This window comes from Brevibacillus panacihumi (genome assembly GCF_003710985.1).
GTDB lineage: Bacteria > Bacillota > Bacilli > Brevibacillales > Brevibacillaceae > Brevibacillus > Brevibacillus panacihumi.
In genome coordinates this window covers 56,821-70,273 of record NZ_RHHT01000023.1, presented here as the reverse complement: position 1 = coordinate 70,273, position 13,453 = coordinate 56,821, and the positions used below count along the sequence as shown (strand labels likewise).

General features: G+C 50.7%; 13 protein-coding genes. 2 read left to right on the top strand and 11 right to left on the bottom strand.

Going from position 1 to position 13,453, the window contains the following annotated elements; genetic code table 11:
- Nucleotides 1–76: 76 nt before the first annotated feature.
- On the top strand, nt 77–997 hold the full coding sequence (locus EDM58_RS10945; RefSeq protein WP_122913368.1) for a LysR family transcriptional regulator: 921 nt from the start codon (nt 77–79) through the stop codon (nt 995–997).
- On the opposite strand, the gene EDM58_RS10940 is transcribed toward EDM58_RS10945, so the two are convergent.
- The 7 genes from EDM58_RS10940 to EDM58_RS10910 all read right to left on the bottom strand — a co-directional run bounded on the left by EDM58_RS10940 (nt 988) and on the right by EDM58_RS10910 (nt 7,732).
- Nucleotides 988–2,037, bottom strand: coding sequence for an XdhC family protein (locus EDM58_RS10940; RefSeq protein ID WP_122913367.1), 1,050 nt, complete (start codon nt 2,035–2,037; stop codon nt 988–990). The genes EDM58_RS10945 and EDM58_RS10940 overlap by 10 nt on opposite strands.
- Before the next feature lie 40 nt (nt 2,038–2,077).
- The gene (locus EDM58_RS10935) at nt 2,078–3,343 is read right to left on the bottom strand and encodes an MFS transporter (protein ID WP_246000668.1); all 1,266 of its coding nucleotides are present in this window, start codon (nt 3,341–3,343) and stop codon (nt 2,078–2,080) included.
- Between the two features lie 190 nt (nt 3,344–3,533).
- Complete coding sequence (locus EDM58_RS10930; protein WP_122913365.1) at nt 3,534–4,823, bottom strand: M48 family metallopeptidase; 1,290 nt, start codon at nt 4,821–4,823, stop codon at nt 3,534–3,536.
- A gap of 121 nt (nt 4,824–4,944) precedes the next feature.
- A complete protein-coding gene (locus EDM58_RS10925; protein WP_342769005.1) occupies nt 4,945–5,655 on the bottom strand; it encodes a DUF2161 domain-containing phosphodiesterase in 711 nt (236 codons plus the stop codon).
- Between the two features lie 53 nt (nt 5,656–5,708).
- Nucleotides 5,709–6,086 carry an SET domain-containing protein gene (locus tag EDM58_RS10920; RefSeq protein WP_122913363.1) on the bottom strand — a complete coding sequence of 126 codons (378 nt, stop codon included), beginning with the start codon at nt 6,084–6,086 and terminating at the stop codon, nt 5,709–5,711.
- Between the two features lie 292 nt (nt 6,087–6,378).
- On the bottom strand, nt 6,379–7,179 hold the full coding sequence (locus EDM58_RS10915) for a helix-turn-helix domain-containing protein (protein WP_246000666.1): 801 nt from the start codon (nt 7,177–7,179) through the stop codon (nt 6,379–6,381).
- A 136-nt stretch (nt 7,180–7,315) separates the two neighbouring features.
- Nucleotides 7,316–7,732, bottom strand: coding sequence for a VOC family protein (locus EDM58_RS10910; RefSeq protein ID WP_122913362.1), 417 nt, complete (start codon nt 7,730–7,732; stop codon nt 7,316–7,318).
- Between the two features lie 194 nt (nt 7,733–7,926).
- On the opposite strand from EDM58_RS10910, the gene EDM58_RS10905 reads away from it, so the two are divergent.
- Nucleotides 7,927–9,087 (top strand): S8 family peptidase, encoded by a 1,161-nt coding sequence (locus EDM58_RS10905; protein ID WP_122913361.1) that lies wholly within the window; start codon nt 7,927–7,929, stop codon nt 9,085–9,087.
- A 47-nt stretch (nt 9,088–9,134) separates the two neighbouring features.
- Here EDM58_RS10905 and EDM58_RS10900 read toward each other — a convergent pair whose 3' ends face one another.
- The 4 genes from EDM58_RS10900 to EDM58_RS10885 form a co-directional block, all read right to left on the bottom strand.
- Complete coding sequence (locus EDM58_RS10900) at nt 9,135–9,854, bottom strand: YebC/PmpR family DNA-binding transcriptional regulator (RefSeq protein ID WP_122913360.1); 720 nt, start codon at nt 9,852–9,854, stop codon at nt 9,135–9,137.
- A gap of 227 nt (nt 9,855–10,081) precedes the next feature.
- The gene (locus EDM58_RS10895; protein WP_122913359.1) at nt 10,082–11,347 is read right to left on the bottom strand and encodes a purine/pyrimidine permease; all 1,266 of its coding nucleotides are present in this window, start codon (nt 11,345–11,347) and stop codon (nt 10,082–10,084) included.
- 1 nt (nt 11,348) lies between these two features.
- Nucleotides 11,349–12,140 (bottom strand): putative hydro-lyase, encoded by a 792-nt coding sequence (locus EDM58_RS10890; RefSeq protein WP_122913358.1) that lies wholly within the window; start codon nt 12,138–12,140, stop codon nt 11,349–11,351.
- Between the two features lie 77 nt (nt 12,141–12,217).
- Nucleotides 12,218–13,405, bottom strand: coding sequence for an NRAMP family divalent metal transporter (locus EDM58_RS10885; protein WP_122913357.1), 1,188 nt, complete (start codon nt 13,403–13,405; stop codon nt 12,218–12,220).
- Nucleotides 13,406–13,453: the final 48 nt, after the last annotated feature.

Here is a 13,453-nt window from a genome sequence, read left to right as displayed (position 1 = left end):
TCTTGATTTTATATAATTTAAAATACATAATCACTTATGAATTGATAGACAATAAGGCATAAGGGGTGGGTTGTCCGTGGATCTGTTGCAACTGAAGTATTTTCAAGTCGTCGCCCGTCTGGAACATATGACCCGAGCTGCTGAAGAGCTTCACATCTCTCAGCCCTCTTTGAGCAAAATGATCAGCAGATTGGAAAAGCATCTGGGAGTCCCCTTGTTTGATCGGCATGGCAAGCAAATTCGCCTGAATCGCTTCGGAAAAATTTTTCTCAATCGCGTCGACCGCGTCTTTGCTGAACTGGAAGAGGGTCAGTATGAACTGGCAGATCTCACGGGTCTGGAGCGAGGACAAGTCATTCTTGCCGCCTCTACCGGCCGCTTGCTCCCCGAACTGTTAAGCGCTTTTCTCAAAAAGTACCCCCATGTCAATATCAAGCTGCTCCAAGGCACTTCACAGGAGTGCCAAAATCTTCTGGAACGCGGGGAGGCGGATTTGATCATCACCCACCCCTTGATTCGCGATCCCAAATTCAAGAATGTCCCCCTGCTCCATGAGAAAATGTTTCTGGCCGTCCCCCCCAACCATCGCCTGGCGAATCAAAAGAAGGTCTGGCTTCGCGATGCTGCTGAAGAAACCTATATCAGTCTCGTCATGTCCTACGAATTGACCCAGACTACTTTGGACATGTGCCAAGACAGTGGTTTTGTTCCCAACATTGCCTTTGAATGCAACGATGCGGAAGTGATTCTGCGCATGGTTCACAACGGACTTGGCGTCGCTTTGATCCCGCAGCACTGGTGGAAGCACGGGTACATGCCCAAGGATTCACCGGTCTACCTTCCCTTGGAGGACCGCCATTCCCAAAGGATTATCGGTCTCTCCTGGGTGGAATCCCGGTATATCACGCTGGCTGCCCGCGAGCTGATCCGATTTACGATCGATTATTTTGAGCATACCTACCCATCGCTAGCGGAGAAGTCGGCTAATCAGGCATGAATTTTGCTTTTGCCATGCAGCGCGGCCGCCTGTCTGCCGTTGCGCATGGCCAGGAGCTGGGAGACGATGCTGAGTGCGACCTCATCCATCGTCTCGGCTCCCAGATCGAGACCGACCGGGGCATGGATCGGACCGCAGGAGAACGTTTTTCCTATCTGGACAAGCATCTCCTCCGTTCGGGACAGCGGTCCGAGTACCCCGATAAAGCGCGGACGGCTGCGAAGAGCCAGCTCCAGACTGGCTTGATCCCGCTCCAGATGATGGTTCATAATCACCCACCAGCTATCCAGCATCTGTGCCGGGTCTGCATCAGCTGGAGACTGGACGAGATGATGGGCCGCTGGAAAAGCCTGAGGAGTATTAAAGCCTGCACGAGGGTCCAGCACCGTGACGGAAAAGCCGCTGCGTGCCGCCAATTCTGCCACCGGGCGAGCATCCAGGCCCGCCCCTGCAATGACCAATCGCTCGCTGGGTCTTACCACATCCATATAGTAGCGTCGGGTCCCGAACCGCATGACCTCAGCCCTGGTTTGCCTGCCAAAACGGGCTCTCGCCTGGTCCAGCACTTCTACCGGAAGACGATCCACATCTCCGAAGGCCCGTCCATCCCGTTTCATGAGGACACGGGCGCCGTCTACGATCTCCAGGATCAGTGCAAAGCTCTCATCCTGTTGGAGCGCTTCGTCCGTCAGTCTCCAAAAAGAGTCATCAGGTGTGACAGGAAGGATGCCCACCTCCAAAGTGCCCTTGCAGCCGATACCCAAGCTCCATACTTCACTTTCGCTCAGATCGTAGCGTTGCAGATGCGGCTTGCCTGTCTGCATCACCTTTTCCGCCCAGCCGTACAGATCCCCCTCCAAACAACCGCCGCTTATTGTCCCGAAGATGTGTCCATCCTCTGCCATCATGATTTTGCTGCCGGGCAGCCTGTAGGCAGAGCCTTCGACATGCATCAGCATCAGCAGCGTCGTTTTGCGGCCTTCTTGCCATGCCGTATGGATTTGTCTCATTACCTCGCGTAATTCCTGCAATCGTGACACCGTTGCATCCCTCCTGTAGCCGTCCCTCTTTGTTGACTTTTTAATAGCCTTTGCGCATGAGTCCCAGGCAAAGAATGAGTGAAATCAGAATAAAGCTCATCAAAGCCAGGAACCCGCCGGTAAAGGAACCTGTCATCTGGCTGACGGCACCGACGACCATCGGACCGATAGCTGCCAGCGCATAGGAAATACTTCCGAATATTCCGCCAATTCTTCCCATTACTTGCGGCGAAGCAACCTTATGCAGCATCGTCATGGTCAACGCAGCAGGCATCAGCAATACGCTGATCAGCAGGATGCTGAGAATCTGCGCCATGAGAGCGCTTGCGGTAAACATCGACATCAAAAGAAACAAGATAATACAGGCACTCGCTCCGCCGACGAACACAGCCCTTTTCATATAGCGGTCAGACAGGAAGCCGGAGCCCATCTGCACCAGAATCGCCAACCCATACCCGGCCGCATTGACGAATGCCGACTGAACGAATGGAATGCCCTTTACTTCTGTCAAATAACTGGGCAAAAAGGTCGAGATTCCGAAAAAACCAATGGAGATACATCCGTATACGGTGGTGAGCACCCAGAAAACAGGGTTTTTCAGAACTGCTTTTACCTCACCGGTGCCAGCCAATTCCTTTTTGTTTGTCGAGACACCTTTTTCGATGTACTCTTTTTCCGTGGTGTTGACCGCGTAGTGATGGCCTGGACTATTGCGAACCATCGCCCAGAACATGATCAGCGAAAACAGGGAAATCGCTGCGAGTGCATAGTAGCTTTCCCTCCAGCCGTAAGACTCTGCCACCATGGCAATGGTCGGAAGGCCAATCACCGGTCCGAGAGAATTCCCGTTGAACCAGAGCGCCTGTGCTTTTGCCTGTTCATTGCTGGGGAACCATTTAGCAGTCAAAGTCAGGGCGATCGGATACAGCACCCCTTCACTAATACCGAGGATCGAACGAGACCAGAGCAGCGCAGAGACCGATTCCGCCAGGCCGCCCAGGACCATCGCGAAAACCCAGAAGAAAATACCGATGAGCCCGCTTTTGAAAGCTCCGATCCGGTCGACCACAAATCCCCAACCTAGCTGACCGATGGCATACGTAACGAGGAAGATGCTGCTCAGTGAGCCTTTGATCGCGCCGTCCGTAATCCCCAAATCTTGCAGGAAGGGCTTGTTCGCCAGCAAAATATTGATGTTGGACTTGTCGATCATCGAAACCGTAAATAAGATAAGCAATGGTAATCCGACATAAATCCATCTTGCCCTTGTCATTTTTTCCGGCAATGTTCCTGCAGCAGTACCCATTTGGCTCAAGGCAATTCCCCCTATGAATAGAATGATGATGCATATCGAGCATTGTACTGTTCATTTTTCATAATTTGAAATATAAAAATAATTATTACTTCATGCGCTTGCGATCATATAGCGGGGAATACGAGAAGCAAAAAACCGCGAAGAATCCGGACAGAAGTCCTTGATCTTCGCGGTTATACGCTTAATAAAGCAAGTAAGAGTGATCTCTGTAATACCGTATGAACTTGGTTTCTGTTTTTTCTTCCAGATGCCGCCACTCTTTTTCCAGTAGCATTTGATCTTCCGTGCTGATCTGATAAGCAGCAGCCGTATCTCCTCTGCTTTTCAGATACTGAATGCGATAAGCCGTGGGAGGATGCGTGCTATCCAATCTCACGTCCGCGCTTTGTTCCATTCTTCTAACCCGTTCGATTTCACTGGCGGGAATTTGCCCAAACTGGGATCTGATTTCCTCGGCTGCGCTTCCAATAGCGCCGCCCGTCAAGATGCGTTGCATGGCAAAGGCAAAGATGTGCTCCAGGTGCAGCTTTTCCAGCAGAGCCAATTTGGCCTGAAGCCCCCCTACCTGAACAGCGAGGCTGTCTGCCAAATACTCCGCGCGCTGCTTGTTTTGCCAAAGTAAATGGGCCAATACAAACACGATCCCTTCAATTCCTTTGGACAAAAGCAGCAATAGCAGATTGATTGGAACCATTGCCAACTCAACCAGACTGCCGTTGCGCTCAAGAATCTGATCTGGCTTGATGAAATACCGCCATTCCATTAACGTGCGGATCGCAGTCCCCACAAAAACGCCGCGTGTGGAATCGCCATTCACGCCATGCCCCAGCTCATGTCCAAGGAGCGCTACAAACTCCTCTGGTTTCAGTACGCTAATCAATGGCACGCCAAGATGAATCACGTTTTTTCTGGACAGGCCATAGCTTCCGAAAGCTGCATTATACGCAAAATCTATTGTAATGCCATCAACCTTTTTTGCTCCCATCTTTTCGCTGATCTCATCCACAATTCGATAAAGGGTAGGAAATTCGGTCCGGCTTACGATATCCTTCGGCATTTTCCCGATCCTCGGCCTCGTCACCCATGCCACGATCAGGCATAGCAACGCTGCAGCCATGAAGAAAAAATTTCCCCACCCTGCGATTGCCAGCCAAATCCCGCAAAACAGGATCACCACGCTGGTTAGATGGACGGCTCCCGCGATCAGATAGGCAAAGACTACTCCCAAACTCGTCGGTTTGGACATGGGTTCGGTCATGACCGATTGCAGAAGCTTTTCGCCAGCAAAGTTCCCGATTTTCAGATAGTAGCGCTCAAATAGTGTCGGGTTCTTTGCCTTGTGGAGAGGGTTTAGATTCCAATTGCAACCCTGGCACCATGGTATATATCCTTTGACAGCAACAATTTCCTCCCCGCATTCGGGACAGGCTTGCTTTTGTACAGACAGCACCGATTCGCTTGTAACCACCATTCAACACTCTCCATCACTTATGATCAGGGTATTCTTATACAGCCATTTAACTATATATTTGAAAAATTTCCAACAAAAAAACAGACATACGATTCATCACCGCAGTCTGTTTCCCTGTCATTTATCCTGTTATGTCTGGGGTTCCTTCATTGGACCGTGTCCGCTCAGCCGCAAGCTGCCTGTAATGCTCGGTCAGCTCGGGATATTCTTTGAGCGCCTGCTTGCCTTTTTCACTGATGCCATAGATGCCACGACGGATCTTTTCAAACCACCCATCGTAATTCATCTGCAGGATCGCTTGTGTCTTTTCACCCGTCCCCGATTGGCGCAGTGCTTTTGGAGCCGAGGGGCCCAAAAAATCCAGCCAAAAGGCGATCTGAAGGCAATTTTCCTTGTACGCCGTCATAATCTTCGTCTGGGAGCTTCCCCCCACGTTGAAATCTCCATGCCTGCCCTCTATTTCACGGAGTACCCGTTGGCGTTTTTGCTTGCTGCGCTGCATGCTCTTGGCCCGATCGAACGGCGCAGGTGAAAATACCTCTGCCACAGTGCCGCCCTGTTGCAACGAGACGAGCAGCAGACCGCACTCCAGCCTGCGCACCAGGTGGCAGATGTCTTTCCACTTTCGCGAAAACAAGCTGATTTTAGGTTTGGGGACCGCGATATAGACAAGCTCGGTCAGGCGTTGTCGTTTCGTTGCCTGGACCAGCAGCTCCACACTCAGATGGCGCTTCATCTCCACGATAATCAGTTCGTCGTCTTTGACCGCGGTCAGATCACAATGCTTGACTTCCCCTTTGACCTCATATCCCTGTTTTGTGAAATGCTTCACAAGTGGCTCGTAAAGATCGACTTCGTACATTTTTTCAGGATTTTTTTTATGGTTTACTCTTCTAGAAACCATAGCGGATCATCACAATCCTCGTCCCCGTTGTAATTGATCAAAATCTCTTCCCCGGCGGTGATATCCCGATAGGCATAGAAATCAAACGTATGGTTGTCAAAATTGATCTCGTACGTGGCATTCGGCTCATAGGAGTGGTTGAACAGCATGCCGTATCCCAGCAAAATGCAGGTGTGGTTCGCTCCATACTCGAACGCGTAATCAGCCAGCAAGGTCTTTTCGATGTGCTCGTGCTCTTCATTCAGATAAGGCAAAACAGGTGCCTCATGAAGCAGTTCACCTTTTGCAATGTCACGTGTCGCAAAAACGCCTCTGTTCAACTCACCATTGCTCAGTTTGGAAGTTTTTATTTCTACCATTTTTCATCTCCTGTGTTCCGACTCTGGAATCATCAAGCTCCTTGTAAGCATGACAGGTGATCCCAGGGAAATCAACCCTTTTGTCCCAGACAGAAAAAACCAGCTCAACTCTCACAAGAGAGGTTGAACCGGTTTTCCAACAACTACGCCTTACTTTTTGGACTCAAGCTGTCTGCAATGACCGCGATGGCATCGTCACCCGTTACCGGTATCCAGAGAAGGGTTGTATATATACAAGCCTTGATTTTATACCTGTTGTCCATCATCGTTCCGGAATCTGCCGAAGACGCTTTCACTTGGCAGGAGCGACGGTGCCGACTCTGCTTAAAAAACGATTCATCAAAAGCGGCAGCGACACCAGAATGGGCGGATCATCTGGACTCGGCAGATGGAGCATCACCTGCTGATGCGGGACCACCGAATCGGGCTTCACTGTAATCGGTTTATGCGAACGGGTACGCAAGGTGGTATGCGGCAACAAAAAATCGATTGCCTGCGTCCCCCAAGGTATCGAAGTTGCCATTAAATAGTAGACGCCCGGCTTGACGTCCGCAAAACAGAAATCTCCGAGAGAGGAAAGCAAGGTCCCATACAGGGGCAGCCCTTCAGGAATCGGCTTGGGAAACAATCCGATCAGGATCACACCCTCAAACGGCACGATCGAGTGGACTGTTCCTGAAATTCTGCCGTATGTCTGAACAGCAGGCTGTGGGCCGCGCCAATCCTCTAATTGCCGCAAGGAGCGAAAAAGCGTCTCAGCTTCTACGGAAGAATTCCGAAAAGACGAGGGCGTCACACCGACTCTCTCCGTAAACCTTGTCGTGAAGGTTCCCAGGCTCTGCTGGCCGATCTCCAGCGCAATATCGCGTATGCCCAGATTGGTGCGCAGCAATAAATCCTTCGCTTTCTGCAGCCGCGCCGCTGAGACGTAGTACAAAGGCGGAAGACCTACCCTGGCTTTGAAGATGCGGGTGAAATGATAGGGACTGTAGGAGACCTCTTTTGCTAAACGATCCAATAGCAGAGGCTCATCCAGATGCTGATGAATATAGGCAATTACCTCGTCGATTTCAGAATAACGGTCGACCACTATTCGCGACACTCCCATCCGCCCTTGACCATTCAAGAACAATCGTTCGCATCTATTTTATCATGGATCGGAAAATTATGGAACCGCCTTTGGACATAAAAAAGAGATGGGGCCAATCAGCCCACATCCCTGCTCCCATCTATTCTTTTGGCACTGCATTTTCATCCATGTATATCAGCTCCCAAATATGTCCATCGAGATCCTGGAAGCTCCAGCTGTACATGAAGCCGTGATCTGCCAGGTCATTCGCTTCCTTGCCGCCAGCCGCCAAGGCTTTCTGAACCAGCTCGTTTACTTCCTCCCTGCTGCTCGCGGACAAGGCTACCAGGACTTCTGTACTCTTTGTCGCATCAGCTACTTCCTTTTTGGTGAACGTTTGGAAAAAGCTTTTCACCAGCAGCATGGCGTAGATATTCTCGCCAATCACCATGCAGGTTGCCTTTTCATCGGTAAATTGTGGATTGAACGTAAATCCCAGCGCAGTAAAGAACTCGACTGACTTCTGCAAGTCCTCGACAGGCAAATTCACAAAAATCTGCTTTGCTTGATAACCCATGTCATTCATTCCTCCTCAGTATCATTCCCTCTGATACCATCTTAACAGGATATCGCCTACTGGATTTCTTCTCGATTGCGCTTCTTCCCCTGGTTCATTGCCTTAGATTTCATCAAAAAGGGATAAGCATCCAATCTCCTGGTTTACCTCCTGCATACACAAAGAAGAAGTCTGTTGAAAAAGGAGAGGTGAACATGGAATTCTGGATTGGCCTGCTGCTCTTTGGGGGTATCATGGCAATCGTCCTGTACCGACACTGGGATCGCAGACAGGATGCAAAGTGGCATGCTCACGTCCCCAATCAGTTGATCGTCAGCTTTCATGATGGTGTGACGCCCACTCAGATCGAGGAGATTCACAAAAAGGCGAAATGTGAAATGATGGATCACGATCCCGAGTTGGGGATCTATAAGATTTCCTCCAAGCGAAAGATGCGAAGAATTCTGAAGCATTATCAGGGCCTGGCAGAAATCGCGTTTGTCGAGCCCAATTATCTGTTCCAAGCTTCCGCTGCTCCCAATGATCCCTATTTCTCGCTGTATCAGTACGGCCCGCAGCGAATAGCCGCTCCCGCTGCCTGGGATGTCACACAGGGAACTCCGGCCGTCAAAATTGCGGTGGTGGACACAGGTGTGCAATTGGACCATCCCGAATTGCAGCCCAAACTCGTACCAGGCTACGACTTTGTCAACAACTCCCCCCAACCGATGGATGGAAACGGTCACGGTACCCATGTGGCTGGCATTGCCGCTGCCGCAACCAATAACAGCTTTGGAATTGCTGGAGTCTGCCCGCTGGCATCGATCATGCCCATCCGCTCCTTGGACAATACGGGAAGCGGGGAATTGATGAACGTCGTACGCGGAATCGTCTACGCGGCCCAACAGGGGGCACAGGTAATCAACCTCAGTCTGGGCTCTCCCGCTGCCTCCGCCTCGCTGCAATCCGCGATTCAATATGCCTGGGATCGCGGGGCGGTCATCGTTGCCGCCGCGGGAAATGCCGGTTCCGCTCTTCCCAGCTATCCGGCCAACTACCCCAATGTCATCGCAGTCGGCTCCACCAATGAGCGCGAAGAGAAATCCGCATTTTCCAATTACGGCCGCTGGGTAGATGTCGCGGCACCCGGCGAAAACATTCTCTCCACCTATCCAGGCAGCTACTATGCCTACCTAAGCGGGACCTCCATGGCTGCGCCGCACGTGTCCGGTATTGCCGCCTTGCTGGCTTCCCAAGGGAAAACAAACGCACAGATTCAACGGGCCATCAAGACCACCTCGGACCCGATCCCCGGCACCGGCACCTACTGGCTCTACGGCAGAGTCAATGCGGCCAAAGCGGTTCAAGCCACTTGATAAAAAAAGCAGACCTTGTATCTCGACAGGTCTGCTTTCCTCTATTATTATTCGCCCAAATCTACGTTGTGGTACACTTGCTGGACGTCTTCCAAATCGTCCAGGGCATCGATCAATTTTTCAAATTGAGCTTGGGAATCTTCAGGAAGCGTCACTTCATTTTGCGGCAGCATCGTAATTTCCGCTACGCTAAATTCTGAAATCCCTGCCTGTTTCAATGTTTCTTGCACAGCGTGGAATTGATCCGGTTCGGCGTATACAATGACGGATCCGTCTTCATCCAGCACATCGCGAACGTCTACATCCGCTTCCATGAGGATTTCCAGCACTTCATCCGCTGATTTGCCTTCGAGACCGATGACGGCAGTCGCATCGAACATATACGCGACAGATCCGCTTACTCCCATATTTCCACCGTTTTTGTTAAAGGCAGCGCGCACTTCGGATGCTGTGCGGTTTACGTTGTTGGTCAAGGCATCCACAATCACCATGGAGCCGTTGGGACCAAATCCTTCATAACGGAGCTCGTCGTAGTTTTCGTCAGAGCCGCCCTTCGCTTTTTCAATGGCACGGTCGATAATCGCTTTTGGCACATTGTACGTCTTCGCGCGCTCGAGAACGACCTTCAGTGTGCGATTTGATTCCGGATCTGGCTCACCCTGCTTGGCAGCCACGTAGATTTCACGTCCAAATTTTGCGTAAATGCGACTGGTGCTTGCATCTTTGGACGCTTTCTTTTCTTTGATATTGTTCCACTTACGACCCATACCGTTCCACTCTCTTTCATTCGTGTAGAATTGTTTTCTATCAGACATCAAAAACTATAAAAAGTTCATAAGCATTTTGCTGACGAACCATATGAATAAAAGCTGCCTCTCATCTAGCACTAGATTATATTATACCTCAATTTCATCATTTGCAATGCGGGTTTCCGGCAAGTTCCAGCAACCTGCGCCACAGCAAAAAGCCGCCCCGATCGACAGGCGGCAAATTTTTAAGCAGGCTCTTCTTTCCGAACCAACCGTTCCAGCAGCAGGCAACTGGCTACACCCATCAGCAGACCGTTGCTGATTAAGGGACTCAGGAAAGGAGGTACAAGGAACAGGAAGGAAGAGGGAATAAACATGCAACCCGTACCGATCATGATGGAGATGCCCACGATATACAATTGTCTTTCTCCCAATCCGTCACGCCCGATTTCTTTCAATCCCATGCCAAGCATATTCACAAAGGAAAGGAAGATACTGGCGTACCCTACAGAGACCGGAATCGAGGCAAACAACCCCGTTACAGCAGGAAAAAAGCTGATCACCACCAGCAAGACATTTCCCAAGAGAAAAGGCAGCTTTTCTTTCATCCGCGTGGTCATAATAAACCCTGCCGTATACGAGAGCGGTACAAAGCTGACTGTAGCAAAAGTAGCCGATAACAGCTGGCTGCCTCCCATAATCAAGCCAGTGCGCTTTTCATTTACCTCATTCTTATTCTCGAGTACTTGACCCACTGCTTCCATACTGGCAATCATGTTGCTCAGCAAAAGCAGAGTCACGATCACCGATGTGAGAATAATGCCTCCATCCCATTCCGGCCAGCCAAATGAAAACACTCCAGGCAGGGTAAACCACGATTGGCTGGCTTCTCCGAATGGTTCCTGAAGTCCAAAAATTTGAAATAGCGACCACCCAAACAGGATCGAAATCAATACGGAATAGTTGCGCAAAAAAGGCAAGCTGCTGCGAGCAAGAATGAATGACAAAATCAGCGTAGCGATAGCGATAGACGTCGCTTTCCAGTCAAAAGAGGTTGACGCAGTGCCTAGAATCCCATTTACAAAGGGGCCGCTCATCTGCACAACCAAGAGAATAAAATACGTGCCGATGACCGCAGGCGTAAACAGTCGGCGAATCACGGCAATCCATCCGCAAATGCTCATGATGACAAACAAGACGCCGCTGAAGACAAGGCCCAGTCCAAGCGCCGGCAGAATGGACCGAGACTCCTCTCCCGTTGCTGTGCCGAGTGACCCGAACAGAAGAAATACTCCCCACCAAAGAGCAGCGGGGCCTTCCATGATCGGCAAGCGGTGTCCCCACCATGTCTGTACAAGCGCGACGATCCCCAATACGAATAGCGTGCGTTGCACAAACTCGCCGATTTCCAGGGGGGACATGCCATAAGCCTGACCGATCGCCAATGGAGCCACTACGCTTCCAGCGAGGATAAACATGGCCCATTGCAAGGTTGACAATGCCAATCTCATTTTATAGAACCCCGAATTCCTCGTCACGCAGATTGGTAATAAACATATGTCCAGGAGCGTGCGTAATCATAATTTCCGGCTTCGACTGCATCGCGACGGCTTGCGGTGTAACTCCACATGCCCAAAAGACGGGAACCTCTCCGTCTCGGATGGTGACGGGATCACCGAAGTCGGGCCTGTCGATTGCTTGAATCCCGATGACACTGGGATCGCCGATGTGTACAGGAGCCCCGTGAACGGCTGGAAAACGAGACGTCACCTGTACCGCCCGCACCACTTGCTCATGAGGAACCGGACGCATGCTGACCACCATCGGACCTGAGAATGCACCAGCGCTCTTGCATGCGATATTGGTGATGTACATCGGTACATTGCAATCTTGTTCGATGTGTCGGACCGGGATGCCATTTTCCAGCATCGCCCTCTCAAACGTAAAGCTGCACCCCAATAAAAAGGCGACCATGTCATCTTGCCAAACGTGTTCAATGCTGGTTGTTTCTTCGGTCAGCACGCCATTTCGATACACGCGATATTTCGGAATGTCCGTGAGCAGATTGGCATCCGGCGCAACCAGCGAAGGGATCGCCGACCCTGCGTCGGTTACATCCAGGACCGGGCAAGGTTTGGGATTGCGCTGACAAAACAATAAAAAATCAAATGCAAGCGATCGCGGCAAAATGGCCAGATTCGCCTGTGTATATCCGTTCGCCATGCCTGCTGTTGGCTTTTGCCAACGTCCTTCTCTAATCCATTGACGAGATTCTTGCGGAGTCATAGCAGCTATGGAACTCATGCAGGATTCCTCCTTCAGCCTAATAAAGTACCGCAGTATATGATGATATCATACCTGCGGCAGGATTGGTCATTCGTTTATGACATCAGTTTCGGCAATTCATTTATCAAGGTATAGATGCCCATGATCGCCATGGAGACTACGACGATTCCGCCGAAAATGGTCATCCACATCGGATGCTTGTAGTCGCCCACGATTTTTTTCTGATAGGCGGCAAACAGCATGACACCCAGTGTGATCGGCAAAATCAATCCGTTCAAGGCTCCTACCAGCACGAGAATCTTAACCGGGCGGCCGACGATCAGAAACACCAGCGTTGAAACCGCAATGAAGCCGATAATGATCCATTTGTTGGCTCGCTCCAGTGCCGGATGAAAGGTGCGGATAAAGGAGACAGATGTATAGGCACAGCCAATCACGGAAGTAATAGCTGCAGCCCAAATGACAATCCCAAAGATCTTGTAGCCAATGTCACCCGCTGCCAACTGGAAGACGGATGCCGGTGGATTTGCTGGATCCAATTGCAGACCTTGGGAAACAACTCCGAGTACAGCGAGGAATAATACGACCCGCATGATGGAAACGACGATGATCCCTGACATGGAGCTTTTCGTCACTTCCGGCAAAGCCGCTCTCCCTTTCACGCCTGCATCCAACAGACGGTGGCCGCCCGCAAATGTAATATAGCCGCCCACTGTTCCGCCGACCAGGGTTACGATAGCCAAGACGTCAATGGTGTCTGGAACAAAGGATTTGATAACTGCTTCTCCAACTGGCGGGGAGGATACAGCGGCCACGTAGATCGTAAGACCAATCATGATGAAGCCCATAATCTGGGCGAAGCGGTCCATGAGTTTTCCTGCTTCACGAACGAGAAAAATACCAATAGCAATAATTGCGCTTACTAGTGCGCCCGTCTCAGCGGGAATACCGAACAACACATTCAGGCCCAGGCCTGCACCAGCCACGTTCCCGATATTAAAGGCCAAGCCGCCCATGACAATCAGCAACGCCACCAGATAGCCCATACCCGGCAGTACCATGTTTGCAATATCCTGGGCTCTTTTTTCTGACACCGCAATGATGCGCCACACGTTCATCTGCGCTCCGATATCCAGGATAATGGACATCAAAATCACGAATCCAAAGCTTGCAAGCAACGTTTGTGTAAATACGGTAGTTTGTGTCAGAAAACCGGGTCCAATCGCTGATGTTGCCATCAGGAAGGCTGCCCCCAAAAGCAGACTCAATTTGGATTGTTTCATAGAATGGATTCACTCCGTTTTTTGGTAGTCTGTTTTTTCTTTTTTCTC

Coding starts and splice junctions, on each gene's coding strand:
- EDM58_RS10935 (WP_246000668.1), bottom strand. CDS start 3,343: ATGGGTACTGCTGCAGGAACATTGCCGGAAAAAATGACAAGGGCAAGA.
- EDM58_RS10930 (WP_122913365.1), bottom strand. CDS start 4,823: ATGGTGGTTACAAGCGAATCGGTGCTGTCTGTACAAAAGCAAGCCTGT.
- EDM58_RS10920 (WP_122913363.1), bottom strand. CDS start 6,086: ATGGTAGAAATAAAAACTTCCAAACTGAGCAATGGTGAGTTGAACAGA.
- EDM58_RS10910 (WP_122913362.1), bottom strand. CDS start 7,732: ATGGGTTATCAAGCAAAGCAGATTTTTGTGAATTTGCCTGTCGAGGAC.
- EDM58_RS10905 (WP_122913361.1), top strand. CDS start 7,927: ATGGAATTCTGGATTGGCCTGCTGCTCTTTGGGGGTATCATGGCAATC.
- EDM58_RS10900 (WP_122913360.1), bottom strand. CDS start 9,854: ATGGGTCGTAAGTGGAACAATATCAAAGAAAAGAAAGCGTCCAAAGAT.
- EDM58_RS10895 (WP_122913359.1), bottom strand. CDS start 11,347: ATGAGATTGGCATTGTCAACCTTGCAATGGGCCATGTTTATCCTCGCT.
- EDM58_RS10890 (WP_122913358.1), bottom strand. CDS start 12,140: ATGAGTTCCATAGCTGCTATGACTCCGCAAGAATCTCGTCAATGGATT.
- EDM58_RS10885 (WP_122913357.1), bottom strand. CDS start 13,405: ATGAAACAATCCAAATTGAGTCTGCTTTTGGGGGCAGCCTTCCTGATG.